Here is a 25,007-nt window from a genome sequence, read left to right on the forward strand (position 1 = left end):
CCATGTTCTCTTTTTTCTCTGTCTACCTGAAGGGGATAATACCAGGTCTCTTTGAATAATCCTTACTTTTCACAAGCGATTAAGTCTTTGTCGCGATCGCTTTTTTTATTGGCATCATAAAGTGCCTTTGAAACGTGAGGCTTGTATTTCGTTTTTCCTCCTTTATTTTTAACGGAAGATGTACGGGCTACGCCTCCTTTGTAGTCTTTATTCAATGCTGTACAGTTTTTATAAGTCTTCACCTTTGTTTTGGCACTGGCAACGTCATTTGCGCCAAACGAGAGACCTAAAACTAGTCCAAAAGATAGTAAAATGGCAAATATTCGTTTCAAAATACGTACTTCCTTCCCTAAATATTAACTTTTTACTAATCATAATGTATCATTCCATTTTTTACAATAACTATTTTTCTGGATTTTAAATAATCCCCGCTCTCACTTCATCCACTCCTAAGAAAAGACCGCCAATTCAGCGGTCTCATAGATTATATTATTCCTTCCTTTTCACCCTGTAATGGACCTCCCCAGGTTGTTTGCAAAAGGTGATTCCGCTTCCCGGTTCGTAATAAAAGGTCTTTTTACCCAATGAGCGTTCATGGAAGGTCGTATGCAGATAGGCTGCTTGGTCCCTTTTGAAGGCGAGCTGATTTTTGCTTAAGTTTACTGGTAGGCAATGACCGTAGTTTGTGTGGACCAGTGTTTCCTTTTCGTTCATTTCCTCTAAGTCACGAATGTGGATGTAGGAAAACCAGACTCCTCCTCTTTTCCGGAATGAGCGGGAGGAGAACCAGACCATCCCCAGTTGGGCGTTTATGCAGACGGGCAGTCTGTATTTACCGCCCAGTACGGATTTGGCTGCCGCTAGTCCGCCATCCAGATCCAATCCAAAGTGGTTTAACGTGTTATTCAGGATTTCCTGGCGCGGTTGCCTAACATGGAAAGTGCTGTCTCCCTCCACTACCGTAGTCATCTCGACACCATTGGCGTCGTATCGCTCCATCATTCCTACCGTTTCCATATTCAATAAATAGTTTTTTCGTATCATCATTCCATTCACTCCCCATTTCACTATTCCTTTTTATGGAGTATACTGGACATAGAGGCAGGTATACTCCTGCTCGCAAGCCCTTAGGTGATTGTCTGACCGGACGTCCTCACCTAGGGGTTTTTCACTTTTTCATTATCACATTTCCCCTCACCTCCTCAACAGCTATACAGCCAGCTTACTAGCTCTTCGATATTGTTTTTATCTTTGCTTAGGTGAAATAATGGCGGCCGCCCTTTGTATGTTCCTTTAAACTCTTTCCAAATGGGATTATCAGGGCTCCAGTCCACCTCTTTCAATTTTGACATTCTCGTGGCAATCAGCTGTTGTCTTTGTTCGATTGGCTGGTTTTCCATTTTGTCATTGATATAAAGGGCAACGGCAATGAAAAGCGGGTAACTGGCAAGCATGCATTTTGTGTAATCACCCATCTGTCCTGCCGGGTATATGTCGAATAGTTCATTAAGATAGAGATGAATGAGTGTGATGTATTCACTGTTCGAAAGCGGACTTTGTGATACTTTCTCTTCGATGTTTACGTTTGCCTTCCCAGTCATGAAGATGCCGATGACCTGCCTCAATTGCGATAGCGATAAGAGGTTTTTATTGGCTGGACGATTGATGGAACGCTTTTCAAGTTCGACACCGGCTGTTTTTAGCGATTGATGGGTATGGAGCACCTGATTGGTAATGACGTTGAGGTTGTTTCGCGAGTCGAATGATATCCGTTTGGAAAGGGCCACTTTCTTGCCTTTTAGATTGAGATCCAGGTAGAGCTGGGATTCTTCCGCTCTTGTTAGCCCTTCAAATACTTGGATCGCAATCGAGCTGTCCTTCATGAGTGAATCCAGTTCGTATGCTAGTTTCACCTTTTCTTCACCTTTCTTTAACGCTTTAAGGATACTGTCCTCCAATTGCGCGAAAGCCGCTATTCGTTGTGTTCCGTCGATGATCGAAAGTTCGATAGGATCTCCATTAGGGGCTGCTCCTTCCCTGCTGCTGGCAACAAGTGGCGGCAGGTAGATATTTTTCGTTAATGCATTGTCCAAAAGATAGTTTTTGATCGATCGGACCCGCAGCTGGTTGATTTCCCTCGTGGCGATCTGACCGTTGCGATACATATGGACCAGCTCGATGATGGAGCAGGAAACCATCGTCCTTCTTTTCCGGTCCAATTCACCTAGAATCATTTAGCCATCCTCCTTCTTGTTCTATTTTTCGTTTGAACGCGAGAGCCGTTTTCTGGATGGCGTTTGTAGTCGAATGGTTTTTGACTCTTTTTTTCAAGGGGTCGTAAATGTGTGAATAAAGGGTATCATCATGCTTCCAAGTACAGGCTTTCTTCAAATGCAGCATATGATTTATTGCTTCTTCATAGGGGATTTCATGATGTTTTCGGAGTTGGTGGATCGTTTGGGCAAGGGCTATTTGAATGCCGGAATACCCTGATGTGAATGTAGTCCGGTCTGTCATCTTCTTCGGAAAGATTTCCAGCCATGACTCGAAAAACGCGGTCGCGGTGTTGATGATTTCGGCTTTGTTCATATCACCATAATTGGCTTTACCCGTTTTCGCGGTGACGTTTCCTTCAAATAAAGCAATAAGGCAGCGCCTCATGATCGTCAGCGTAGTCAGCGCCGTACATCTCACGGTAATCCTCGAAAGGGTGGCCTCTATCTCCATCTTACTTTCTAATATCCTGGCAATGTTCCGTGTTAGTTCTGCATATTCATCGCGCTGGTCATACTTCATCACCAAGCCGTTATGCGGCTCTTTTCGCTTCGTATTAATATCATTGAATAGCTGTCTTTCTTCATGCGTTTCCAGATTTAAATAGATTTGAATCGTGACCGGATAGGTTTTCAACTTATCAATTTGGTTTTGGAGCTTTGCCGCTTCGGGAAAGTTTCCGATTTCTTCTTTCGTTTCCTTCCGTGCCCTTAGGTGACTGATGGCTGAAATGAGGGCATAGGTCCTATGCTGCCCGTCAAGTATGTATATTTTACTTCCTGGTGGCAGTTCCCCGCCCACGGGCACTTCTTGGATCGCTCCCCTGCTCGAGAAGATGAATGGGGAAAAGTAAAAGTCCCCTTCCGATACAGAATCGATGATGAACTCCCTGATTTCAGTCCTTCGATTGAGATCAAGCTTTCTTTGAACCGCCTCATCGACTTCGAATATCGCCTCCAATGTCGAGAATTGAATCTGCGAGATTAATATTCTTTTCCCGAATTGGGTAAGGCTGTTTCCGGCTATCGTCACTTTCATTTCTTGATATGTCATTCACTTCACCTCTCTGCGACCATTATCCTATTTTATGCTTTTTTTGTAAAACCGCTCTTGTATTATCTCTTTCAAAATTGGTTCCCTTTTGTGACTGCTTTACCTGTTTGATTGGCTAACTCTTTACAAAATCTCATCAAAGGGCTATACTATCTAATTTCCGTTTCAAATTTGCTGCTGCGGATCGCTATTTTGTGTCCATTTAGAGAACAAACAGCCAAAATTCAGATAAAAGTGAAACGAAATGACATTTTTGTGAAGTTTTACGACTCGTCAAAAAAAGTCTATCTGAATGATAGACTTTTTTGACGAGGTTATTCTGCCAGCTTTATTTCAATTGCTAAATTCCGTAAATAATCCAATAAGGGCCGGACTTCCTCTGGAGCTGTTGTGTCTGTGAATGAGAAAGACTGCTTCTTCTTTTCAACGGCTATATCCAGCTTGTACGAAAACGAGTCGAACCCTTGCGTTTTTACCATTTTACTTTGGGCAGCATTATGAAGGTCAGCATGTTTCATTAAGTTCTGCAATTCCTCATACTTCTCTTTCGGCAATTCATCCGTATCTATTTCGAAATTCAAGTCGAGGTTGGCAAATCCCCCTATGCAGCTAAATTTGATATGCATGGTAGATGAAGCCTCCTATTCATGGAATATTTCTACTCAGGCAGTCCAACCGCTTTAAAAGCATTTTCAATTGTCTTGATGGCTGTTTTCGTAACATCGCCGCTATCAACAAGTTTTTGCGCTGCCTTGATGACGATTTGCACGAATTGATTGAAATTCGCCGTCGCAAATAAATTCTGCATCGCATTGAACCAAATCAAGGCCGCTTTGTCCGTTCCAATTTCCATCGATACTAGGTAAAAGGCCTTGTTTGGTATGCCGCTATTGATATGGACACCATGATTATCGCGTTCTCCCTTATAGAAGTTCTTCATATGATCAGGCTGAATATCCTTACCCATTAACTTATTGTCAAATGCCGTACCTGGTGCCTTCATCGAACGGAGTGCCTGCCCTTTCAGTGTCGGTCCCATTATATCAGCACCGATCAGCCAATCGGCATCTCCTGCAGTTTGCTTTAAGTGAAATTGTTTTATGGCAACTCCAAACACATCTGAAAGATGTTCGTTCAATGCCCCGGACTGACCCTCATACTCCAATCCACTTGTGAACTGCGTAACCCCATGTGTCAATTCATGTCCAATTACATCGAGTGAATTGGCAAAATTGCTAAAGATGACCCCATCGCCGTCACCAAATACCATTTCATCTCCGTCCCAATAAGCATTCGTGAATTTATTGCCATAATGAACGTTCAGAATGAGATCAAGACCTTGGTTATCAATGGAATTACGGTGCAAAACATCCTTGAAATAATCACGCACAACTCCGCTATAATCATATGCAGCGTTAACAACAGGGTCTGCACTTGATCGATCTCCTTCTTTCCTTGCTTCATTCTGCCGGAGTTTCGTTCCCCCTTTACAATCGTAAACATGTCGGGCAGATTCACCTTGCCGTTCAGATCCTGCATCCGTTAAAGCGATAACACCGTCAATATCATATTCTTTAAAGATTCTGCGCCTGCGCATTTGACGGCTTTTCGCTAAACTGATCCGTGCTTCTTCCACTTCATTTTGTGCCATGTTCTCAAGAATATAGTTAGGTACGATGAAACACTGACACCTTTTGGAACAATCCTTATTATGCATATTCGTCACTCCTTTAAAGTTTTTTCGATTTATACCATTTCTTCTTTCAAGAGTACTGCTTTTCTTATTGCGATTGTCTTCAACATCGGTTCATTAGCAGTTTACCTGATCCGTTTACATTGAGATCTTGATGCCTATCTTCAACACATTTCTATAGATTACTTTCGCCACAACTACCTCATTTCCCTCCATTCCTCCCTGCCCCACTGCTTGCTAACTCTTTCTCAGGAAGTTCACTCCTTAGTTACAGTTGTTCTTTTTAGTTGATATGACTTAATTATTCTTTAACAAATACAAACTTCCTTTTTTTATAAATTTCATATTTTTCTCACAATTTTCTTTTATCATCTATATAGTGAATACGACTCGGAGGTTCTGTATAAATGGAAACTAAACAACCAAACACCTCTCTGTATAGAACAGTATGGAGATGGCATTTTTACGCTGGAATCATTTTTGCACCCTTACTTATTATTCTTGCAGTTACCGGCTCAATCTATTTATTTAAGCCGCAGATTGAACAAGTTCTTTATCAAGACTACCAAGGGGTTACACCGCTAGGAGATAGATTGCCGGCATCCCAGCAGATTGAGAATGTGAAGGAACTTTACCCTGATGCGGTGGTGACAAAATATCATCCCGGAGAAAATGCATCTCGTTCGAGCGAAGTAAGCATCACTTCTAATAAAGAGTCTCTTACGATTTTCATGGACCCGTATACTGGTAAATCTATTGGAGAGTTAAATGATGAAGACAGAATCATGAATAAAATCGAGGAAATTCATGGTGAACTGATGGCTGGCACCTTAGGAGATAGAATTGTAGAGTTAGCTGCGTGTTGGGCAGTTGTGTTAATTGTCTCTGGTCTTTATTTATGGTATCCCAAAAAGAAGCAAAGCCTTTCTGGTGTTCTTTTTCCAAGACTAAATAAAGGGAAACATGTTTTCAGAAGAGATTTACATGCAGTACCTGCCTTTTGGATAACTGCAGGCATGTTATTTTTAATCATGACAGGATTGCCTTGGTCAGGTTTTTGGGGAAATAATTTTCAATTGTTAGCTACCAACTCCGGATCTGGGTACCCTCCTTCCATATGGACAGGAAGTGCTCCAACTTCCTCAATTAAGACAAAAGACATTGCAGATGTTCCCTGGGCAGCAGAAAATTTAGATGTACCACTCTCAGATATCCAAGGTTTTCTCCCACTTTCCATTGATGATGTAGTTACGATAGCCAATCGTGAAGGTATGCATCCAAGTTATAGCATTAATATTCCACAACAGACAGATGGCGTTTATACATTGTCAGCTTTTCCACCGAAAGCCCAAGATGAAGCGACCATTCATATTGACCAATATTCCGGTGCAGTTCTAGCTGATTATCGTTATGACCATTACGGTTTAATAGGGAAAATAGTTGCTTGGGGAATTACCTTGCACAAAGGGACTCAATTTGGTTTGATTAATCAAATCATCAGCCTTCTTATTTGTTTAGGAATCATGCTTGTTGCATGTAGCGGTTTTTATTTATGGTGGAAGCGAAAGCCGAAAAAAAGCTTAGGTGCACCAAAAGCTCCTCAAATAAAGAACATGAAACTCTTTCTATTTCTGTTAATAGGGCTTGGAATTTTGTTTCCATTGGTTGGTTTGTCCCTTATTGTTGTTTGGCTAATCGACTGGTTGATCATTAAAAGAATATCTCAGTCAAAAAGTTTTTGAATGCCTAATTCAAAATGTAAAGGGTGGCTTTTGCCGTGAAAAAAAATATATGCATTTCTTTCATCTTTATTTTCAGCATATTGCTATGTGCATGTTCCCTTGAAAAGGATGTCACTGATCTATACAAAGAAGAAACACCTCTTGAAGCCGAAATAATTATACCAGCATCCTTTTCAGCTCATACACAGGAGACCATAAAGGCTGTGCTTACTCAAGGTGGTCAAATGGTTGAAAACGCAGATTTTGTTCATTTTGAGATATGGAAACAAGATGGCTCGCTCAAATATAGTATGGAACAGGCTGAGGAAGAGGGAAACGGTACTTATACTTTAAGTAAAAACTTTGATAGTGATGGCCTATATTATATAAAAGTACATGCTAGTAACGATGATTCAATCATTATGCCTCAAAAACAATTCATCGTTGGAAAACTGTCTGAAAGTGAATTGGAATTCTTGCAAAAAGGAATCCAAAAACAAGCAGAAAGTCATGAACATCATCATTAAAAGATTCATAACAAATCCGGTTTTCAATTGAAAATCGGATTTGTTATGAATCTGAGAGAATGCATTTACAGTACTTCACCTTTCTTTATTAAATTATTCTGCTCGTGCTGCATATACTGCTTTAAACAAAGAATCTTCCTCGGAACATAAACGACCATTAAGGGAGGGCATAGCATTGGTAAGCCTCCCTCTCTGCAAGCAGGTGAGTCTGGATCGTGGATTGCCACTACAGATATAGCTCAGAATTCATTTCCTGTTAGCGGTAATGCGTATACCGGGCAATTGCCCCCTGTTGGAGCTTTTTTAACATCTAATTTCCTTCATCAGCACCAGAATTTTTTGGGAAGAACAATATAGGGTCATCCTTTTTTTGTAGAAAGGGTGTTTAAGATAGGGAATCGTCTCTGGATTAGGGGCGATTCTTTTACTTAGATGCGCTGAAGTGAACGTAGGCAAGGAGGCATACAAGTGATTCCATTGTTCAGGTTCGCAGCACGTTGCTTCCTGCGTTCAGTTGATCGCATTGCTTCCTCGTTTCTGTACCGTTTTACCTATATATGAGATAGTTATTTTGACTGATAACTCATGAATCCGATCACTAAAAACAGGAATATGGATTGACAGCACTTCCCCTGTACTTCATACTATTGTATTAATGGAAGTGACAGAATATTTAGTTAATTAGGAGGATGAAGCTATGAAATTAGCAGATTTTCTAGAAGAAAAGGGTTTTCAAGTGGCTCATGTATTGATATTGGAGGATAAATGGGGGGAGGACATGTGACTAAGCACAGAATCCTTTTAAGCATTCCCATTTTGCTATATGGAATGTACATATTTGTGGTCATTCAAAATGATAAAGATGTTCCACTTTATTTGCATCTCCTATTCGCAATCTACTTGATGTTTTTTGTACATTATGAAGATAACACAGAAGGAAAGCATGACGGATTTTGAGAATTTCGATGCTAAGCAATGCGTGTGGAAGATGTTTGGACTTCAACTGAATGTATCGAGCTGCCCGCAGGCTGAGTCCGTTGTAATCCCTAGGTTGTTAACACGTGAGCCAGTTTAGCATGACCACCCCAATATCTATTCCAAAATCATTAATAAAGCCTGAAAAAGCCTCAACTCCTTAAAGGAATTGAGGCTTTCACTATTTATTATTTTGGTTCCAATTAGATGATACGAGTTGTAACGATGCCTTCGATTTGTTTGATTTGATCTTCCAAGGCAGGAATGATATTGCCGTTTACTTCACCATCAATGTCGATGATCGTATATGCATATCCCCCACGGCTTCTGTTAACCATGTCAGCGATGTTCAAATTAAAGCTTGATACAGCCAGCGTGATTTGCCCAACCATGTTCGGAACGTTTTCGTGGAAAGTTGCCACACGACGGTTTCCTGTAAAAGGAAGGGAAGTATTCGGGAAATTCACAGAGTTCTTGATGTTCCCTGTTTCTAAAAAGTTCTTCAACTGACGAGCTGCCATGATGGCACAGTTTTCCTCTGATTCTAGCGTAGAGGCACCAAGATGCGGAATTGGAACGACATTTTTCATTTTCAACACGTTTTCATTCGGGAAATCAGTAATGAACTTGCCTACTTTTCCGCTTTCAAGTGCAGCTTGCATATCATTTTCATTCACTAGCTCGCCGCGTGAGAAATTCAAGATATGTACGCCCGGCTTCATGATGCTGAATGTTTCTTGGTTAAACATTCCTTTTGTGTCGTCAGTTAATGGAACGTGTACTGTAATATAATCAGATTCTGCAAACAATTCTTCAATTGTCATGGCGCGCTGTACATTGCGGGATAAGTTCCAAGCTGTATCAACAGAGATGAACGGGTCAAAGCCAATGACATCCATGTCCAAATCAAGCGCGTCATTCGCTACAAGTGCACCGATTGCTCCTAAACCGATTACGCCAAGAGTTTTTCCCTTGATTTCTTTACCAACGAATTGTTTCTTTCCTGCTTCGACAAGCTTCGGAATTTGTTCCCCTTCGCCTTCAAGCGTCTTTGTCCAAGCCACACCGGCAAAAAGGTTACGAGATGAAGCCATCAATGTCGTCAGCACCATTTCTTTTACAGCGTTTGCGTTAGCCCCAGGTGTATTGAAAACGACAATTCCTTGCTCAGTGCATTTGTCGACCGGAATATTATTGACTCCAGCCCCTGCCCTTGCGATTGCTTTTAACTGATCGCCGAATTCCATAGTATGCATGTTAAAGCTGCGAAGAACGATCGCATCAGGGTTTTCACTGTCATTATCGACCTTAAAATCGCCTTTATTGAATACATTCAGCCCGCTTTCGGCAATATTATTTAACGCTTTGATCGTTTTGACTTTTTCTAAAAGTATTGTGCTCATTTTGTTAGCTCCTCTTTTGATTATGATGTTTTTGAAATTTCAAAATATTGACTTTAAACCTTTACTATCTGTTAATATACAGAAAGAGGCAAGGGATAAAATCCCTTACCTCTGCCCAGGCGAACGGCTACGACACTATGTGTTCCCTCACGGTTATCCGTGTTTCGCCAGTTGCACATAGTCTTTTTCATTTATTTTATTCTATCAAACTATTCAGCAATCTTCAATACCATTTTAAAGGTTTATCTCTTTTTTTGCAGAAGCCCTAACTCACTAGAAATATCGACGAAACTTGCAGTTTTATCTCCGAAAATAGAAATATATCGTCGAAAACTACCTTTTTATTATAACTCTAAATAGTAATAAGACTAAAAACAGGAAGGAAATGATCATGAACGGAACGGTCGTTGTAAACAGGGTGACCCATCCGCTTACCTCTATGTATGGTGTAAACTCCATTTTTTCTATATCATGTTCCTCTGCAGCATTATTCATTCTATCTAGCGAAGTTTCACTATTTGGGACAGACGCGACAAAGTATTGATCCTTTTCATACCCTGCCAGCCGACCGCTTATTTCAATCACACTTTTTCGCTGCTCCACCTCTATAAATGTCACTTTTCTATCCGCTAAATTTGTAAAAAATTCATCGTCAGTTAATTTCTCAGTCGGTTCTTCGTCATTATTTAAAACCAGCACAACCCCCAAGCTAATCAAGCAGCTTATTAAATAAAATATTTTACTACGGAAAATCTGTTTCATCTCATTCCTTCTCCCACATTAAGCAAACTATAGGAAATAGTAACACACAAAGTTAATTATTGGAATATCCTGGGCCGATTAGTTGCTAATTGGATAATAGTAGTAAAAAATAAGAAGTATAGCAAACTTAAAAAAAGGAGGAACCACTATGCTAATAAGAGAGGCGACGTTGGCTGATGCGGAAGGGATAGCGAAAGTCCATGTGGATTGCTGGCGGACCACCTATAAAAATATAATGCCGAGTGATTTTTTAGATAAACTTTCTTATGAGAAAAGGAAAGACATATGGATAAAGAATATAACTAGTAATGGCAATCATGTTTATGTCGCAGAAAATGACGAAGGAAAAATAGTAGGATTTATATGCGGAGGGAAAAGGGAGACGAATCAAGTTGAGGATTCGGGCGATTTAACTGCGATATATATCCTCGAAAATTCACAAAGAATGGGGATAGGTAAGAAACTCATCAAAGAATTATTCTTTAAATTCGAAGAACTGGGATTCAAGACAATTTTCGTTGAGGTGCTTGAAGATAATAAATCTCGATACTTCTATGAAGCATTCGGTGCTGAATTGCTTAAAACTGAAAAAATCAAAATAGCTGGTGCTGAATTGAATCTATTGGTTTATGAGTGGAAGGACATTAGCCCCGTATGTTATGAATGAAATTCAGCTACTATTTCTAAAAAAGGCACAGTCCTTCGTGAAGGATTGTGCCTTGCTTTTTATTCTTGATTAAATCCGCTTTCGTCCATGTAAAATACTTCCCAAGAATGGCCGTCGATATCTAGAAAACTCCAACCGTACATGAAACCATGATCAATGGCTTCATTGAAAGGCTTTCCGCCAACATCCAGTGCCCTATTCACGATCTCATCGACTTCTTCCTTGCTTTTAACGGACAGGGCGACGATGGTTTCCTTACTCGCAGCAGAATCAGGGATTTCCTTCTTGGTAAACGTTTTAAAGTATTCTTCCACTAACAACATGACATATATGGACTCACTTATAACCATGCATGTCGCATTTTCATTGGTCATTTGCTCGTTAAACTCAAAACCGACCTTTGTGAAAAATTCTATTGAGGCATCCAAATCTTTAACAGGCAAGTTTACAAAAATCTTTTCTGCTTGAATTCCCATCCAATTCACCCTCGCTTGATTTTATTTGTTCACTCACCTACTATTCGCTGCAATTTTCGATTTTCCTGCTTGCAGCCTAAAAGGAGAGGTCATCATGGAAGCTTTCTTTTCATTTCAAATAAACACTCATGATCTCCGTATCGTTAATAGTTGCTTGGGTATTATTTGTTTTTTCCAGTTTTTCAACCAGCTCGCCATTCGTGACAACGATCGGAGTAACGATGCTTGGAGCGTTGGATTTTAGAAAATCGATATCAAATGTCACAAGCTTGTCTCCTGCTTTTACCCTTTGCCCTTCTGCGACATGGACTTCAAATCCCTCGCCTTTAAGGTTAACTGTTTCCAAGCCAATATGAATCAACAATTCTATGCCATTCTTCGTACGGAGGCCTAGGGCATGTTTAGTATGAAAAACCTGGATCACTTCTGCATCGATTGGAGATACGACCAACCCTTCCTCAGGAAGAATCGCTATTCCGTCCCCCATCATTTTCCCGGAAAACACCGGATCCGGAACATCTTCTATTTTTATTACTTGTCCGTTTATAGGAGCAAGCAGTTGTTCTACACTTTCTTTTTTACTGAATAATTTTTTGAACATATTATTTCCACCTTTCTCTTTCGGTCCTTATATCCTTGCAGTTCATACTCTCATATATTAAGCATTTTGTGAATTCTGATAATAATCGATGTTATTTTTTCTTTTGAGATTTGCCTTCTGCTTTTTTCCTTTTGTTCGCTTCCACTCTAAATATAACCATCTCGGTTATTAATTCATAAGGAATTGGCTTGTTTAGTGGAAACTGAACGGCCCCTTTTGAACATTTATATTCAGATAAGGCAGATTCAAACGCAGAGATCGCGCTTGGAGTTGGATAGAATCCTATATGTTTTTTATAGGCAGCGAAATGTACCAGATTTCCATATAAAACAAAGGTAGGCATTTGATAGCTTATCTTCTCTTCTGCATCCGGTGCTGCATCCTTTATGACTTTTCTTAACGTTTTTAATATCTCCTGAACTTCCTCGGGAAATTGTATGATATATTCATCAATTGAATGAAATGTATTGGTTCCCACCATCATTTCTCCTTTCAGAACTCCAAACTACAATACTCTTATTATAACATTTTTCACCTGCTAACTCCTGGATTGAATCCCTTTGTATTCCGCTAACCTATATTTTTTAAAAACTCTTCCATTCTATTCATTATACCTTCCAGCACGATGATCGTCCTTGAAGTATCGAAAGGTTCAATATCCAAGGAATGGTTTGCATGCGGGATTTTATTCATGCTTATGTTCGGTTTATTTTCAATCGCTTGAATTTTATCTGGAATATAATGATGATCCTTTTCACCTATAACTATATGTGCTGAATGATTGCAGCTCAATAACCCATCAAAAATCGAATCGAACTTCAATAGAGGCGTCAGCAAAATCATTTTGGCATTCGTAAACCGCTCACTTTTCATGATTCCGTTGATGATGGGGATGGTGCCAAGTGATTTGCCAAGAAACACAGTTCCTTGATATTCATGATTTTGAAGCACTTCCGTAATGACGGGATTGATGTCATTAACGATCACTTTTGTGATATCCACCAATGGATGCTTGAATATATCCTGGTCGTAGGCGTAATGAATATGCACGACATCATACTGATTTTGAAGCATGATCATCGTCGAATAATAGAATAGCGGCTTCTCATACGTGTACCCTGCACCTGAAAACATAAAACAAACGGCCGGACTTCCGGTTTCAATATGTGTGTATGTAATTTCTTTTTCATTACTATTTATTTTTCTTTGGTTAACCTCCATGATAGATTCCTCCTATTCCATCGTTTGCTTTATATATTCATTAGCTACTCGCTGCATTCCTCCTTAATCGATACTATCTAGATAGAGTCCAAGAATAAGGTTTCGTTTTTCATCAGGAATAGGTATACTTTAGCTATCAACCTATTTTATGGGAATTATTGATCGATCAATCCATGCCTTAAAGGAGAGTGTGTAATGAAAATCAAAACGTTATGTTTCATTCTTGTCCTGCTAGTCACTGGTTCCATGGGCACGATTCATGCAAGTGCTAACGATCAAAAGGTGAAAGAACTGGATATCGGGGATTCCTTCGATGGTGCGGAAGGCACGATGGTACTCCAAAACTTAAAAAATGATAAGGTATATATCTATAATAAACAGAGAAGTAAAGTACGCTACACACCAGAATCGACATTCAAAGTGGCGAATGCATTAATCGGTTTACAGACAAAAGCGGTGAGCGATGAATATGAAGTGAAGCGCTGGGATGGCGTAATCAGGGAATTTGAAGATTGGAACAGAGATCATACGCTTGCTTCAGCCATGAGGCATTCCGTGATTTGGTATTATCAAGCAATGGCCCGCGATATCGGGGCGGAAAACATGCAGCAGTATGTGAACCTGCTCGATTACGGCAATCGTGATATCTCCGGCGGGGTCGATCAGTTCTGGCTGGATAGCAGCATAAAGATTTCTGCCCGGGAACAAGTCCAATTCATGGAAAAGCTTGTAGAGGAAAAGCTGCCTATCGATAAGCAGCATATGAGAACCGTAAAGAGAATCATGATCAATGAAGAAGCGGACTCATATGTCCTCCATGGAAAAACCGGTACACGCCTTTCTGATATGGGATTGGGCTGGTATGTGGGGTACATCGAAACGGACAAAGGGGAATGGGCCTTCGCAACGAACATGGACGGCAGCGGAAGCAAAGCCAAAACGATTACGCTTGAAGCCCTGAAAGAGTTGGATATCATAGAAGAATAAACGTTCACGCATGCTCTTAATTAGGGCATGCGTTTTGCTTTGTCTAAAAAGATCGCTGAACCTATTTATAAATATTCATGTTGGCATTGCCTGATATAAAGCCTTTTTTTGGTTTGTCCAATCAATAAAAAGAAAATTACCATCTAATATAGTATAGATAGTTATAGAAAGGGGGATTAATAGTGAAATTAACGGAAATCAAGAAATCTTATGATGTAATCATTCCTTCAGGCAGTGCTTGCACTCCCGCTTTGAACCTAAGAAGACTTGGCTTAAGAAGATTTTCTTTGCCTCTTGACTGGGTCTTTACCGAGTCATTTGCAGAAGTGGCCAGGCTATATAGTAATCAGTTCAAGGAATATATGGAATTGAAGAATTTGACTTTAGTAGATGGTTCCGGTACTTATTTTGACGATGACATAGATATAAATGCTGTAAATACCTATTTTGTAAGAGATAACCATTATAAAGTCACTTCAGTTCACGATTTCCCCATCCTGCCTGATAAAGAATGGTTTGAAACATATCCTGATTTCAAAGAGAACTTAGATAAAAGAATAGCAAGATTCATTGAAACGATCAAAGATAGCGATTCAATCCTATTTGTAAGATGGTCAACAAAATATGAGCAAGCCACTTTGTTTCAACAAGTAATGAAGGACATGTTAAAAGAAAAGGAATTTACTGTATTAATACTAATCCCCTCGGATGATGCAACAAGTATTTCTGATTTAGCATGGAACATAGAAAATGTTTGTGTTTTAGAAGTACCTAACCAAGTTTGGGATGAGGCGATTTGGGATCAGGTTTTTAGTGGCATACAATTAAATAGTCAGGATAAATCCCTGAGCGAACAAGCTCGATGTGTTAATGATTTCAATAAGCCGAAATCTTGCAGCAGAAATAAAAGAAGTTGAAGAGAAAGGCATCCGCCAAAAGCGGATGCCTTTTCTTCTTGACGGAAATCAAGTTAACCCTATCTCCCGTTTTCTGCTTTGTTTTAATAACGCAGGCTTTTGAACTTGCTGTGAGAGTGCGGTACATTCAGCAAATGAAAACTGTTTACACCCTTTACAACGGTTCTCATCCAGTTTGGATAAAGCTTTATTGATGGCATCACCCGTACTGGAAAAGAACTGTTCCTCACCAACCAGTTCAATAAATCCGGTTTTTCTCAGCATTTCTTTAGGTTCCTGTTGAATTCCTGAAATCAGCACTTGTAGGTTATGAAACTTGAATTGCTTCACGATGTCGGTTAGCAGTGCTTCCCCCGATGTATCGATAAAGGACACATTGCTCATTCTTAATAGGAGGACTTTTGGTTTTGATCGCATTATTTCCTCGATTTCTTCTTGCAGCCTTTCGATTGTGCCAAAGAATAAAGGTCCTTCTATCGTATAAATGTTAATCTGCGGGCAGCTTGAACCTTGTTGCACCATTTCTGGTTTAACTAGTTTATCAGCTGGATCTGGTAATACCTTTGATAATTTCAATGTACCGCTCATCAGTTTAACGAACGATAGAATGGCTAATAGTAATCCAATCCCGACGCCTGTTGTCAGGTCAATCACTACGGTTAACACGAAGGTAACGAGCAATACGACCGAGTCCATCGTTTTGGCTTTTAAAATATGCGAAAATTCTTTGCGTTCGCTCATGTTCCATGCGACAAACATAAGAATCGGGGCCATGCTGGCCAAAGGAATGGCCGAAGCATAAGGCGCCAAACTGACTAACACCAGCAATACCACCAACCCATGAATCACGCCTGATATGGGGGAGACTGCACCGTTTTTAATATTCGTCGCAGTACGGGCGATGGCACCTGTAGCCGGAATGCCTCCAAATAAAGGCGCAATCATATTGGTCAATCCTTGTCCCATCAGCTCTTTATTGCTGTTATGTTTACTGTTGGTCATGCCGTCTGCCACTACAGCGGATAAGAGTGATTCAATACCTCCAAGCATGGCAATGACCAAAGCAGCCGGAAGGAGTTCAATTACCAGACCGCCAGTGATATGGGGAAACTGAAAATGGGGCAATGCATTAGGAATGGCGCCATATGCCGATCCTATGGTCGCTACCTGACCTGGAAAGAATAAGCTGGCGACAAGAGTTGATACAATCAATCCCAGCAATGCTCCAGGGATTTTCGGTAAATATTTTGGAGTTAATATGACGAGAGTCAGACTTATGCTAGCTACCAGTACACTATAGATATTCACTGTATTGAAGTTCACTAAGATTTCTTTCATATTTAAAAGAAAGACCTCTTCTTTTTTTAAGTTACTGAGTCCAAAGAAATTGGCAATCTGCCCCGAGAAGATGATCACGGCAATTCCAGCTGTAAAGCCGATGGTAACTGGACGCGGAATAAACTTGATGAATCTTCCCAGTTTGAAGACACCTAAAAGAAAAATCATGATACCTGCCAGGAAACCGGCGATTAACAGTTTTTCATATCCGTACTGCATGACCACCCCTAACAAGACCGGGACAAAGGCTCCAGTCGGGCCTGCAATTTGATATTTCGATCCGCCAAATAGGGAGACCATGATTCCTGCAATAATCGATGTGTACAGTCCGTATTCCGGCCTTACTCCGGAAGCAATGGCAAAAGCCATCGCTAAAGGAATCGCTACTATCCCAACTACCACCCCGGCAACCAGGTCTTTCTGAAAATGGCCTAAGTTATATCCTTCAAACCTGCTAGAACCCATCATTTTATCGCTCCTTCTTTTATTGAATATGCATTTCTTCCTTGCTGACAATATTGCTATATCCATCTATGATTCGATCCAGTTTACCCGTTTCGGGATGGATGACCATACCGTGGACGGCAATGGAATCCGGTAATAATGGATGGTTTTTGATCAAATGGACACTATTCCTTACACTCTCCTCAACGCATTGAAAGCCTGTCAGCCACTTTGATAAATCAATACCAGAGTTTGTAAGGATATCAATTTGCTCCTGGCTGATTTTCTTCTCCTTTGCGGCATCAAGCAGTGAAGAGGATTGAAGCCCCACCATACCGCATCCGTGATGTCCGATCACACACACTTCCTCCACTTTCAGCTCATAAATGGCGACAAGGATACTGCGCATAATGCTGCCAAATGGATGAGAAACAATAGCACCGGCGTTTTTAATGATTTTCGCATCTCCATTTCTTAACCCCATCGCCTTTGGAAGCAATTCCAACAGCCGGGTATCCATGCACGTTATGATGACGATCTTTTTATCTGGATACTTTGTCGTTTGAAACCTTTCATATTTGTTTTGATCGACAAACGTCTTGTTGTAATCCAGAATGCTAGAAATAACTGACATTACTGATTCTCCTTTCTCTTTGCAAAACTTTATTAAAGTGTAAATATGATGGAATGTCTTATGTACAATCATCCAGATGCCTTTCATCCACTCGCTTCTTTGGCACTGTTTTATCATTTGGTGCTTTATTCCATGTTAGAGTTAGTTAATTAGAGTTAAATGATAGAAGGATTAGAAATTGGTGAGAATTATTACAGTTCCTTCTCTTTTTTTTTGCATTTTCCTTACTCACCAAAGCCAAAAAGGGTGATGCATATTAGACAGCTAATAGCATCACCCCTTTTTTTGCTTTATTCAATTTACGTCTAGATTAGTAAACCCTTATGAGCCACTATTTTATTCAGGGCCATCATTATCGTTCTCTTCGTCATCTTCCCACGTGATTGTTTTTACTTCCTTCGTGTAGCCGTCCACTTGAACGACTGCGTCTCGATCGTCCTCCAATTCAACTTCGACCAAATAATAAGGTGTCTGATCTAGAGGTTGATAAAATTCTGTATCATCACCTGTTCCTTTTACATGTTTTTCGGCAATCGCAATTGCTTCGCTTTCTGTAATGATACTATCTGCCACCAGTGTCGAGTCAATTATAGCTCCTGTATATGGATCGAGTATCAAGGTGATTTTTTCGTTATTCTTATTTACCACTGCTTTATAAAAGGAGTTGTCTTTCTCCTGTACAAAATCAATTTGTTCCAGGTCACCTTGTGAGGAAATACGCGTCTTTATTTCGTTTTGGGTCAGTAGCTTTTGGTGTGCTTTTTCCGTAGTCGCTTCAGCTGTATGACCAATGGTTTCTTTTTTTATAGAACGGACTTCCCCACTTTTGGCATCCATCCTAATTTGATAGACCCCGGTTTCAAGCTGCATTTCAATCTGATATTCTTCACCTTCACTTTTTGTTGTCTTCATAATGGTTCCAGGAAATTTATCCTTTGCTGTCTGGTTCACTTCTTCTTTCGTCAAACTTTCCGCGGATAATGATGGAGCCCACCATTGAAATCCGACGAATGATAGCAGACCAAAAACGAGAATCGATCCGGCTGTTATCAGCACTTTTCTAATCTTCATCGTATCCCCCATCCAACATCATTCTGGCTTAATTAAATAAAAGAGTAACGATCGTTCCCCTGCCTTCGAGACTGTCCATTTCAATCCGCACATCTATTGCATCAGCAATTTCCTTTGCCACGGAAAGCCCCAATCCAGATCCGCCTTGCTTTCTGTTTCTAGCTTTATCCACACGATAAAAACGATCGAACACTTTTGGCAATTCAGCCTTTGGAATTCCATCCCCTCTGTCTTCGATGCGGATATATGCTTCATTACTTGTTTGTCCTATGTAGACGGAGATTAGCTCGTCACTATACTTTCTGGCATTGTCTAAAAAAATAAACAAAAGCTGTTTTAACTTTTGAACATCCGTTACTGCTTCAATTGCATCGACACTATAAATCTCCACTGTCCGATTGTACGCATTCTTATATACTTTCGCTAACTCTGCCATGATATCGGTCAGATTGACGTTTTCCTTCTCTATATTCCATTTTTCCTGATGCTTTGCAAGCAGGAGCATTTGCTCTGTCATCTCTCTCATTCTAATGGCTTCAGAATGAATGGCCTCTATGGATTCATCAAACAAATCAGGACGCTCCAACCCTTTTCTCTTCAAAAGGCTTGCATAGCTTTCGATGACAGTTAGCGGTGTTTTTAATTCATGTGAAGCATTCGATACGAATTGCTCCTGTTTTTCGAAGTTGGCCTGCAGTAAATCGATCATGTGATTAAATGTTTTTCCCATTTCCACAAGCTCATCCTTTGATTTTTCTTCTAAGCTAAGCCGCTTAAATTGGCCGCTAGTTTGAATTTCCTTCATCGTATCGATCATCGATCGAATCGGACGGGCGATGAAGTTACTAAGAATAGTGCTTGATATCAGAACTGGTATCATGGCAATGATGGTTACAGCGATTAATACGATGCGCAGAACAGCGAGCATTTCTTCGGTTGCTGACATGCTTTTGGTGATTTGAAGATTAACTACACTTCCATCCCCCCAAACGATCGGGTTTGAAACGAATACATACTTTTTCTGCTGATAAGTGATGATCTCGCTCTTCTCACCGGGGTAAAAGCTGCTATTTCGATTGCTTAATTGTTTTTCAGAATTGGATGTAACAGCTGTTCCTTTTCGTTGACCTTCGATTACGATACCAATCATGCCATCTATAGGCAAATAGGCTCGAAGTAAATCATTTGGAGATATATTATTAACATTTTCACTAACATCAAAGGCAATTTTCCCTGTCTCCGCTTTCGCACGGTTCATTTCATTCACCATCATCAGATTACTGAAAACAAAATAAATGGAAACATTCATCAAAAGCAGCAGGAAAATAAATAACACCGCTGTATATAAGTTGATTTTCTTGCGAAGTCTCATTTTGCTTCCTTCATGACGTAGCCAACGCCTCTTACGGTATGAATGAGCGGCGTTTCAAAGCCATGTTCGAGCTTTTTGCGAACATAACGGATATACACATCCACCACGTTTGTTTCTCCCTGGAAATCATACCCCCAAACCGCTCCCAGAATTTGATCACGGCTTAGCACCTGACGCTTATTCTTCAGTAAATAAAGAAGTAAATCATACTCCTTTGGCGTTAGTTCAATATGGCTATCACCTCTAATGACCTCGCGTGTTTTGACATTCACTTTTAAATCGGCAGTATTTAGCCATCCACCGATTTCAGCTTCCATTGAAGGTGCCGCTGGCCGCATTCTTAAAACCGCACGAATTCGGGCAAGCAATTCCTCAATTTGGAAAGGTTTGGTGATATAGTCATTCGCGCCGAGATCAAGACCGGAAACTTTATCTTCAACCGAGCCTTTTGCCGTTAACAGGATGACAGGAGTGATATTATTCTTTGTTCGAATTTTCCGAAGCAGCTCGATCCCGCTTATGCCCGGAAGCATCACATCCAATAAGATCAAATCCCACTTTCTTGATTGATATGCCTCAAGGGCCTCCTTGCCGTCCATTGCCTTTCCGACTTGATAGCCTTCGATTTCAAGCTCCAATTCAAGCAGTCTTAAGATCTTTTCTTCGTCTTCCACGATCAGTACTGATTCTTTATTCATTTGGAAGACCTCCTTTTGTGTGGGACTCTCCCCATTAATTGTCATTCATTTTCAAATTAAATCGATTGGATTATCGGTAAGTATGCCTGTTCGTTCAATAAGAAAAAGGCTGCCTCAGCAACCTTCCCTGTTTTGAAGTAAAGCATTTGTCAGTTGAAAAGGTCAGGTTATTAAAGAAACCATTCACCTTGAGCAATTTTCACTACTTTACCTCCAACATGAACGTCGATTTCCCCATTATCATCACTTGCTTTTAAAAACAATAAAGAAGGCCTTTCGATTTCGTATCCTTGTTCTACGCGAATGTCTATTTCACTTCTTTCAAAATACCCGTATTTAACTAAGTAAGCAGCTAAACATCCATTAGAACTGCCAGTGGCTGCATCTTCGGGGATACCATAATAGTCCGCAAAGTCGCGAACATTCAAATCATTTTTCGAATCATATGGTTCTGGAGAAAAAACCATAATGGCTTTTGCATCCATATGTTCAATTAACTCAAAATATTTTTCTCTATTTATCTTTACTTTTTTAACGGCTTCCAATGATTTTAATGGGACAACAAGCACTGGAAGTCCCGTCGAAACTTCTTGAATGGGGAATCTATCATCTATGTTTTCTTTATGTATATTTAAAACTTCAGAAATTTTATCTGTATCTAAAATCCGGCCAAAAGTTGGTTGATTTTGTTTCATCCATAGAAGCTCTTCTTGATTATTGAATGATACTGTTATCTGTCCACCTTTAAAGTTTAATATAATGTTATCCAATGGTGCTTCTAATACTTCGTTTTGAATGATATATGCAGTTCCTATAGTCGGATGTCCAGCAAATGGAACCTCTTCATTAGGTGTAAATATCCGGACATCATAACCGCCATCATTTTTTGAATCAGACAAGATAAAGGTAGTTTCGGAAAAATTAATTTCTTTGGCTATCTGTTGCATTTCTTTATCCGGAATATTCCCAGCGTTTTTAAAAACCGCGAGTTGGTTTCCTGTATATTTTCCATTTGAAAACACATCAACAATAGAATAATTAATCCTCTCCATCAGACTCCCCCTCGTTTACTTTTTAGTTATTTTAACGAATGTCCCAATTATTGCATGTAAATTTTAAAAATTAAAGTCGCTATTTGCCCAGTTAACTCCAAAAAAAAAAGAGCTGCCAGAACAACTCTCATGTTAAAAGCCCTATTTACTTTGTACCTTATTTCAATCTGTTCCTGTCAAAATGATTTTTTTTGGATTTATATTTAGGTTCGATAAACTCCCACCAACTAAAAATAATTGGCGACTTCAAAGGATATGGAGTCCATACTTTTCATTAGCAGAACTTATCCCAATAATTGAATTTTAATCCTTTTTTTCGTGGGACCTTTTTGTTGAATTTTCATAATGGAAAAGTCTTTAATTTCATTCGTGTTGCCGACGTGGGTTCCCCCGCATGCTTGCTCATCAATATCATTTATTTGAACGATTCGAATTTCGTTAAGAGAAGCCGGAAGTAAATTAATGACCGTTTTAATAACCCCTTCTTTTTGCTCTGCTTCAGCTCTGCTAATTGTTTCCGTACAAACATTATGGGGTTGTGCCAGTATCTTCTTTATCGATTGTTCCAATTGATCGAATGGTATTTCTTCCATTATGTCAGGAGAAAAAGACAGCTCTAATCTCGCATGTTCTTTTTCAATTTGACTGCTTGTAGCTAAAGCATTGTAATGTTGATAAAAATAACCTGAAATGACATGCAATAATGTGTGATACTGCATATTCTGATACCGCCAAGTCCAGTCAATCTGCATCTTTGCCGTTTGATTAATGTCCTTTAATGGCCGTTCCAATTCATGAATGATTTCACCATCTACTTTTTTTACTGTTAATATTTTATAAGTTTCATCACCTTGTTTTATGATTCCCCGGTCACAGGGCTGCCCACCGCCGCCTGGATAAAAAATGGTTTGATCGAACACCACAAATCGGTCTTGTATTGAAACAATATTTGCCGAACATTCTTTTAGATAACTATTATCTAAATATAACTCGATCGTGGCCATTTTTTTGTTTCCTTGATATCCTCTACAAGCATGTCAACATGTTCTTTTTTCGTAGCCCAACTGGTACAAAATCTTACAGCACTGTGTGTAGCATCGACTTTTTCCCAGAAGGAGAATGAATACTTTTTGCCTAATTCCAAAATCACATCTTCCGGCAAGATGGGAAATTGCTGATTTGATGTGGAATCATATCGTAATGAAAATCCATTTTCAACAAATGCTTCTCGAATCATCATTGACATTTCCACGGCATGTTTAGAAATTTCATAGTATAAGCCATCTTCAAATAAGGTTTCAAACTGGATCCCCAAAAGTCTCCCTTTAGCCAGCATTCCTCCCCTTTGCTTGATGAAATAGCGGAAGTCCTTTTTCAGGGCATCATTCATGATGACTGCCGCTTCACCAAACATTGCCCCAACCTTCGTTCCCCCTATATAGAACACATCACATAGCCTTGCAACATCAGCCAAGGTTAAATCGCTGTCCTTCGAAGCCAAGCCATACCCTAATCTGGCGCCATCCAATACTAATGGCAAACTACATTCCCGGCAAACTTCACTTAATGCTTCCAATTCGGCTTTACTATAAGTCGTTCCATTTTCTGTAGGGTTGGAAATGTAAACCAAGCCTGGCTGTACCATATGCTCATGGGTAACATCATTCCAGTGGGCATCATATAATTCCTTCACCTGTTCAGGTTGAATTTTTCCATCATCACTCGGCAAAGTAAGCACTTTATGGCCAGTGGCTTCAATTGCGCCTGTTTCATGTACCGCGATATGCCCTGTAATTGCAGCAACTGCACCTTGATGCGGCCGCAAAATTGAAGCGATGATAGTTGTATTCGTCTGTGTTCCTCCCACTAAAAAGTGTACATCCGCATTCGCGGCACCACACTCTTTTCGAATGTAAGCTCTCGCTTTTTCACAGTGTTCATCCACTCCATATCCGGGTGTTTGTTCTTCATTGGTTTCCATTAATCGGTTCAGAATTCGCTTATGAGCACCTTCTGTATAATCATTTTCAAAACGTATCATCCTTTAATCTCCCCAAACCATCCAATTTCTTCTGAATGAACATCATAGAAGCATGGATTTCTTTAATTTCATTTTGTGATAATCCTTGGAATAATCTCACTAATTGTTCATCAGATCTTTCATTAAGCTGGTTAAAAAGAGTCATCCCCTCTGGAGTCAACCGAATCAGAATCGTTCTGTTATCCAAGGTCGAGTGTTCCTTCATAACCAGTCCATCTTTTCTTAACTTGTTAATTATTCTGCTCATATAGCTGCGATCAATTTCCAGTTTATCAACTAAGTTGTTTGCTATACACTGCTCCATCAAACCGATTTCCATAATGACCCGTGCCTCAGTGAAAGAATATCCGGTATCCAATATATGCTTATCCAACACACCAAGTATATTTGTATAAAATCGATTGAATTGCCGGATATCAGCCATGGTATTTTTATTTATATTCATGATTCACTTCCTTTTAGTGGACATTATCCACTAATACTTTATTGTTATTAGTGGACTTTGTCCACGTTTTTCCATAAATCCATCAATCGATACCACTAGTTTGACCCATTTTAAAAATTTCACTTCTATTTTTCCTATACGGGAACTTCAAAATAAAAAGGCTTACCTTAAAGGTTAAGCCTTTTATAGTATCGTTATTTAATAAATCCATTGAGAAATTGATATAACTCTTCTAATTCGCCCTCTTTTGCCACAATACAGTTAGGATATTGTTTTATTTCCGCTACGCTGGATAATTTAAAATCATTGGGAGTCGGGAGTCCAGAAGCACAAATCATTAAATAGTCAGCAAAATGAATTAATCCTGTCACTGCAGACGTTTTTATGGTCATTTGCCCCATTGCTCTCCCAGCAAATAAACCCTTCATTGCACTCTTTCCACCTGTTCTTTCTATTACTATTCTACTTTCGTCTATTATAACTTTTGTTCCTGATTTTAAATCAAAAGTTTTCATTTTCTCAACCTCCTACGTGTCATTATTTTAAACCATATCTTTAAATCGAAATCTTAAGTATGTATTTATTTATCACGTTTGCTTATTAAGCTAACCTGCTCCCACATAGTTGCAAAAGAA

At 39.7% G+C, this 25,007-nt stretch carries 27 protein-coding genes, 1 pseudogene and 1 riboswitch; of the genes and pseudogenes, 6 read left to right on the forward strand and 22 right to left on the reverse strand.

Annotated elements, in window-relative coordinates:
• Window positions 1–62: 62 nt before the first annotated feature.
• From AC2YHV_RS17825 to AC2YHV_RS17850, 6 genes are all read right to left on the reverse strand, one after another.
• Window positions 63–332 (reverse strand): excalibur calcium-binding domain-containing protein, encoded by a 270-nt coding sequence (locus AC2YHV_RS17825; protein ID WP_063575253.1) that lies wholly within the window; start codon window positions 330–332, stop codon window positions 63–65.
• 157 nt (window positions 333–489) lie between these two features.
• Window positions 490–1,047 carry a competence protein ComK gene (locus tag AC2YHV_RS17830; RefSeq protein ID WP_377331068.1) on the reverse strand — a complete coding sequence of 186 codons (558 nt, stop codon included), beginning with the start codon at window positions 1,045–1,047 and terminating at the stop codon, window positions 490–492.
• Between the two features lie 155 nt (window positions 1,048–1,202).
• On the reverse strand, window positions 1,203–2,234 hold the full coding sequence (locus tag AC2YHV_RS17835) for a DNA sulfur modification protein DndB (protein WP_487373724.1): 1,032 nt from the start codon (window positions 2,232–2,234) through the stop codon (window positions 1,203–1,205).
• Window positions 2,221–3,327, reverse strand: coding sequence for a DNA sulfur modification protein DndB (locus AC2YHV_RS17840; RefSeq protein WP_487373726.1), 1,107 nt, complete (start codon window positions 3,325–3,327; stop codon window positions 2,221–2,223). The genes AC2YHV_RS17835 and AC2YHV_RS17840 overlap by 14 nt, the downstream gene beginning before the upstream one ends.
• Before the next feature lie 314 nt (window positions 3,328–3,641).
• On the reverse strand, window positions 3,642–3,953 hold the full coding sequence (locus AC2YHV_RS17845; RefSeq protein ID WP_264639374.1) for a protealysin inhibitor emfourin: 312 nt from the start codon (window positions 3,951–3,953) through the stop codon (window positions 3,642–3,644).
• Window positions 3,954–3,985: 32 nt separating this feature from the next.
• Entirely contained in the window at window positions 3,986–5,044 is a 1,059-nt protein-coding gene (locus AC2YHV_RS17850; RefSeq protein WP_487373727.1) for a M4 family metallopeptidase, read from the reverse strand.
• 383 nt (window positions 5,045–5,427) lie between these two features.
• Between AC2YHV_RS17850 and AC2YHV_RS17855 the strand changes: the two are divergent.
• From AC2YHV_RS17855 to AC2YHV_RS17865, 3 genes and pseudogenes are all read left to right on the forward strand, one after another.
• Window positions 5,428–6,770, forward strand: a pseudogene (locus AC2YHV_RS17855) (PepSY-associated TM helix domain-containing protein).
• A 27-nt stretch (window positions 6,771–6,797) separates the two neighbouring features.
• The gene (locus tag AC2YHV_RS17860; protein ID WP_063575248.1) at window positions 6,798–7,268 is read left to right on the forward strand and encodes a FixH family protein; all 471 of its coding nucleotides are present in this window, start codon (window positions 6,798–6,800) and stop codon (window positions 7,266–7,268) included.
• A gap of 780 nt (window positions 7,269–8,048) precedes the next feature.
• On the forward strand, window positions 8,049–8,225 hold the full coding sequence (locus AC2YHV_RS17865; RefSeq protein ID WP_156500252.1) for a hypothetical protein: 177 nt from the start codon (window positions 8,049–8,051) through the stop codon (window positions 8,223–8,225).
• A gap of 221 nt (window positions 8,226–8,446) precedes the next feature.
• Here AC2YHV_RS17865 and AC2YHV_RS17870 read toward each other — a convergent pair whose 3' ends face one another.
• Window positions 8,447–9,646: a phosphoglycerate dehydrogenase gene (locus AC2YHV_RS17870; RefSeq protein WP_487373728.1), complete on the reverse strand. Its 1,200-nt coding sequence runs from the start codon at window positions 9,644–9,646 to the stop codon at window positions 8,447–8,449.
• A 106-nt stretch (window positions 9,647–9,752) separates the two neighbouring features.
• Window positions 9,753–9,831, reverse strand: a riboswitch (ZMP/ZTP riboswitch).
• A gap of 148 nt (window positions 9,832–9,979) precedes the next feature.
• Window positions 9,980–10,408, reverse strand: coding sequence for an ATP-dependent metallopeptidase FtsH/Yme1/Tma family protein (locus AC2YHV_RS17875; RefSeq protein ID WP_487373729.1), 429 nt, complete (start codon window positions 10,406–10,408; stop codon window positions 9,980–9,982).
• 148 nt (window positions 10,409–10,556) lie between these two features.
• Here AC2YHV_RS17875 and AC2YHV_RS17880 point away from each other — a divergent pair, with 148 nt between their 5' ends.
• Window positions 10,557–11,075, forward strand: coding sequence for an N-acetyltransferase family protein (locus tag AC2YHV_RS17880; RefSeq protein WP_487373731.1), 519 nt, complete (start codon window positions 10,557–10,559; stop codon window positions 11,073–11,075).
• A gap of 59 nt (window positions 11,076–11,134) precedes the next feature.
• On the opposite strand, the gene AC2YHV_RS17885 is transcribed toward AC2YHV_RS17880, so the two are convergent.
• From AC2YHV_RS17885 to AC2YHV_RS17900, 4 genes are all read right to left on the reverse strand, one after another.
• A complete protein-coding gene (locus tag AC2YHV_RS17885; RefSeq protein ID WP_098863860.1) occupies window positions 11,135–11,551 on the reverse strand; it encodes a VOC family protein in 417 nt (138 codons plus the stop codon).
• 109 nt (window positions 11,552–11,660) lie between these two features.
• Window positions 11,661–12,152, reverse strand: a complete 492-nt coding sequence (locus AC2YHV_RS17890) for a PTS sugar transporter subunit IIA (RefSeq protein ID WP_048687174.1) — start codon at window positions 12,150–12,152, stop codon at window positions 11,661–11,663.
• Window positions 12,153–12,243: 91 nt separating this feature from the next.
• Window positions 12,244–12,633, reverse strand: a complete 390-nt coding sequence (locus AC2YHV_RS17895; protein ID WP_095679008.1) for an iron chaperone — start codon at window positions 12,631–12,633, stop codon at window positions 12,244–12,246.
• Between the two features lie 89 nt (window positions 12,634–12,722).
• Complete coding sequence (locus tag AC2YHV_RS17900) at window positions 12,723–13,373, reverse strand: alpha/beta hydrolase (protein WP_487373732.1); 651 nt, start codon at window positions 13,371–13,373, stop codon at window positions 12,723–12,725.
• Window positions 13,374–13,568: 195 nt separating this feature from the next.
• On the opposite strand from AC2YHV_RS17900, the gene blaOXA reads away from it, so the two are divergent.
• Both blaOXA and AC2YHV_RS17910 read left to right on the forward strand, forming a co-directional pair.
• The gene (gene blaOXA / locus AC2YHV_RS17905; protein ID WP_487373733.1) at window positions 13,569–14,360 is read left to right on the forward strand and encodes a class D beta-lactamase; all 792 of its coding nucleotides are present in this window, start codon (window positions 13,569–13,571) and stop codon (window positions 14,358–14,360) included.
• 182 nt (window positions 14,361–14,542) lie between these two features.
• Window positions 14,543–15,277: a DUF1796 family putative cysteine peptidase gene (locus AC2YHV_RS17910; protein ID WP_487373735.1), complete on the forward strand. Its 735-nt coding sequence runs from the start codon at window positions 14,543–14,545 to the stop codon at window positions 15,275–15,277.
• Window positions 15,278–15,325: 48 nt separating this feature from the next.
• On the opposite strand, the gene AC2YHV_RS17915 is transcribed toward AC2YHV_RS17910, so the two are convergent.
• The 10 genes from AC2YHV_RS17915 to AC2YHV_RS17960 form a co-directional block, all read right to left on the reverse strand.
• Window positions 15,326–17,083 carry a SulP family inorganic anion transporter gene (locus AC2YHV_RS17915; RefSeq protein WP_095679011.1) on the reverse strand — a complete coding sequence of 586 codons (1,758 nt, stop codon included), beginning with the start codon at window positions 17,081–17,083 and terminating at the stop codon, window positions 15,326–15,328.
• Between the two features lie 16 nt (window positions 17,084–17,099).
• The gene (locus tag AC2YHV_RS17920) at window positions 17,100–17,693 is read right to left on the reverse strand and encodes a beta-class carbonic anhydrase (RefSeq protein ID WP_191929324.1); all 594 of its coding nucleotides are present in this window, start codon (window positions 17,691–17,693) and stop codon (window positions 17,100–17,102) included.
• A gap of 336 nt (window positions 17,694–18,029) precedes the next feature.
• The gene (locus tag AC2YHV_RS17925; protein WP_063575240.1) at window positions 18,030–18,764 is read right to left on the reverse strand and encodes a PepSY domain-containing protein; all 735 of its coding nucleotides are present in this window, start codon (window positions 18,762–18,764) and stop codon (window positions 18,030–18,032) included.
• Window positions 18,765–18,792: 28 nt separating this feature from the next.
• Entirely contained in the window at window positions 18,793–20,136 is a 1,344-nt protein-coding gene (locus AC2YHV_RS17930; RefSeq protein WP_487373736.1) for a sensor histidine kinase, read from the reverse strand.
• Window positions 20,133–20,834, reverse strand: coding sequence for a response regulator transcription factor (locus AC2YHV_RS17935; protein WP_034304119.1), 702 nt, complete (start codon window positions 20,832–20,834; stop codon window positions 20,133–20,135). The genes AC2YHV_RS17930 and AC2YHV_RS17935 overlap by 4 nt, the downstream gene beginning before the upstream one ends.
• A 170-nt stretch (window positions 20,835–21,004) precedes the next feature.
• Entirely contained in the window at window positions 21,005–21,886 is an 882-nt protein-coding gene (locus tag AC2YHV_RS17940) for a PhzF family phenazine biosynthesis protein (RefSeq protein WP_487373737.1), read from the reverse strand.
• 284 nt (window positions 21,887–22,170) lie between these two features.
• On the reverse strand, window positions 22,171–22,890 hold the full coding sequence (locus AC2YHV_RS17945; RefSeq protein WP_487373738.1) for an alanyl-tRNA editing protein: 720 nt from the start codon (window positions 22,888–22,890) through the stop codon (window positions 22,171–22,173).
• Window positions 22,866–23,927: a threonine aldolase family protein gene (locus AC2YHV_RS17950; RefSeq protein ID WP_487373740.1), complete on the reverse strand. Its 1,062-nt coding sequence runs from the start codon at window positions 23,925–23,927 to the stop codon at window positions 22,866–22,868. The genes AC2YHV_RS17945 and AC2YHV_RS17950 overlap by 25 nt, the downstream gene beginning before the upstream one ends.
• Entirely contained in the window at window positions 23,914–24,372 is a 459-nt protein-coding gene (locus AC2YHV_RS17955) for a MarR family winged helix-turn-helix transcriptional regulator (protein WP_197483631.1), read from the reverse strand. The genes AC2YHV_RS17950 and AC2YHV_RS17955 overlap by 14 nt, the downstream gene beginning before the upstream one ends.
• Window positions 24,373–24,566: 194 nt before the next feature.
• Window positions 24,567–24,887, reverse strand: coding sequence for a hypothetical protein (locus AC2YHV_RS17960; RefSeq protein ID WP_440970091.1), 321 nt, complete (start codon window positions 24,885–24,887; stop codon window positions 24,567–24,569).
• Window positions 24,888–25,007: the final 120 nt, after the last annotated feature.

The organism is Peribacillus sp. SRI_006 (genome assembly GCF_057586375.1).

Excerpts from the sequence above, each read along its gene's own strand:
- AC2YHV_RS17830 (WP_377331068.1), bottom strand. The coding sequence starts at position 1,047 with ATGATGATACGAAAAAACTATTTATTGAATATGGAAACGGTAGGAATG.
- AC2YHV_RS17835 (WP_487373724.1), bottom strand. The coding sequence starts at position 2,234 with ATGATTCTAGGTGAATTGGACCGGAAAAGAAGGACGATGGTTTCCTGC.
- AC2YHV_RS17840 (WP_487373726.1), bottom strand. The coding sequence starts at position 3,327 with ATGACATATCAAGAAATGAAAGTGACGATAGCCGGAAACAGCCTTACC.
- AC2YHV_RS17845 (WP_264639374.1), bottom strand. The coding sequence starts at position 3,953 with ATGCATATCAAATTTAGCTGCATAGGGGGATTTGCCAACCTCGACTTG.
- AC2YHV_RS17850 (WP_487373727.1), bottom strand. The coding sequence starts at position 5,044 with ATGCATAATAAGGATTGTTCCAAAAGGTGTCAGTGTTTCATCGTACCT.
- AC2YHV_RS17870 (WP_487373728.1), bottom strand. The coding sequence starts at position 9,646 with ATGAGCACAATACTTTTAGAAAAAGTCAAAACGATCAAAGCGTTAAAT.
- AC2YHV_RS17875 (WP_487373729.1), bottom strand. The coding sequence starts at position 10,408 with ATGAAACAGATTTTCCGTAGTAAAATATTTTATTTAATAAGCTGCTTG.
- AC2YHV_RS17880 (WP_487373731.1), top strand. The coding sequence starts at position 10,557 with ATGCTAATAAGAGAGGCGACGTTGGCTGATGCGGAAGGGATAGCGAAA.
- AC2YHV_RS17885 (WP_098863860.1), bottom strand. The coding sequence starts at position 11,551 with ATGGGAATTCAAGCAGAAAAGATTTTTGTAAACTTGCCTGTTAAAGAT.
- AC2YHV_RS17890 (WP_048687174.1), bottom strand. The coding sequence starts at position 12,152 with ATGTTCAAAAAATTATTCAGTAAAAAAGAAAGTGTAGAACAACTGCTT.
- AC2YHV_RS17895 (WP_095679008.1), bottom strand. The coding sequence starts at position 12,633 with ATGGTGGGAACCAATACATTTCATTCAATTGATGAATATATCATACAA.
- AC2YHV_RS17900 (WP_487373732.1), bottom strand. The coding sequence starts at position 13,373 with ATGGAGGTTAACCAAAGAAAAATAAATAGTAATGAAAAAGAAATTACA.
- blaOXA (WP_487373733.1), top strand. The coding sequence starts at position 13,569 with ATGAAAATCAAAACGTTATGTTTCATTCTTGTCCTGCTAGTCACTGGT.
- AC2YHV_RS17915 (WP_095679011.1), bottom strand. The coding sequence starts at position 17,083 with ATGATGGGTTCTAGCAGGTTTGAAGGATATAACTTAGGCCATTTTCAG.
- AC2YHV_RS17920 (WP_191929324.1), bottom strand. The coding sequence starts at position 17,693 with ATGTCAGTTATTTCTAGCATTCTGGATTACAACAAGACGTTTGTCGAT.
- AC2YHV_RS17925 (WP_063575240.1), bottom strand. The coding sequence starts at position 18,764 with ATGAAGATTAGAAAAGTGCTGATAACAGCCGGATCGATTCTCGTTTTT.
- AC2YHV_RS17930 (WP_487373736.1), bottom strand. The coding sequence starts at position 20,136 with ATGAGACTTCGCAAGAAAATCAACTTATATACAGCGGTGTTATTTATT.
- AC2YHV_RS17935 (WP_034304119.1), bottom strand. The coding sequence starts at position 20,834 with ATGAATAAAGAATCAGTACTGATCGTGGAAGACGAAGAAAAGATCTTA.
- AC2YHV_RS17940 (WP_487373737.1), bottom strand. The coding sequence starts at position 21,886 with ATGGAGAGGATTAATTATTCTATTGTTGATGTGTTTTCAAATGGAAAA.
- AC2YHV_RS17945 (WP_487373738.1), bottom strand. The coding sequence starts at position 22,890 with ATGGCCACGATCGAGTTATATTTAGATAATAGTTATCTAAAAGAATGT.
- AC2YHV_RS17950 (WP_487373740.1), bottom strand. The coding sequence starts at position 23,927 with ATGATACGTTTTGAAAATGATTATACAGAAGGTGCTCATAAGCGAATT.
- AC2YHV_RS17955 (WP_197483631.1), bottom strand. The coding sequence starts at position 24,372 with ATGAATATAAATAAAAATACCATGGCTGATATCCGGCAATTCAATCGA.
- AC2YHV_RS17960 (WP_440970091.1), bottom strand. The coding sequence starts at position 24,887 with ATGAAAACTTTTGATTTAAAATCAGGAACAAAAGTTATAATAGACGAA.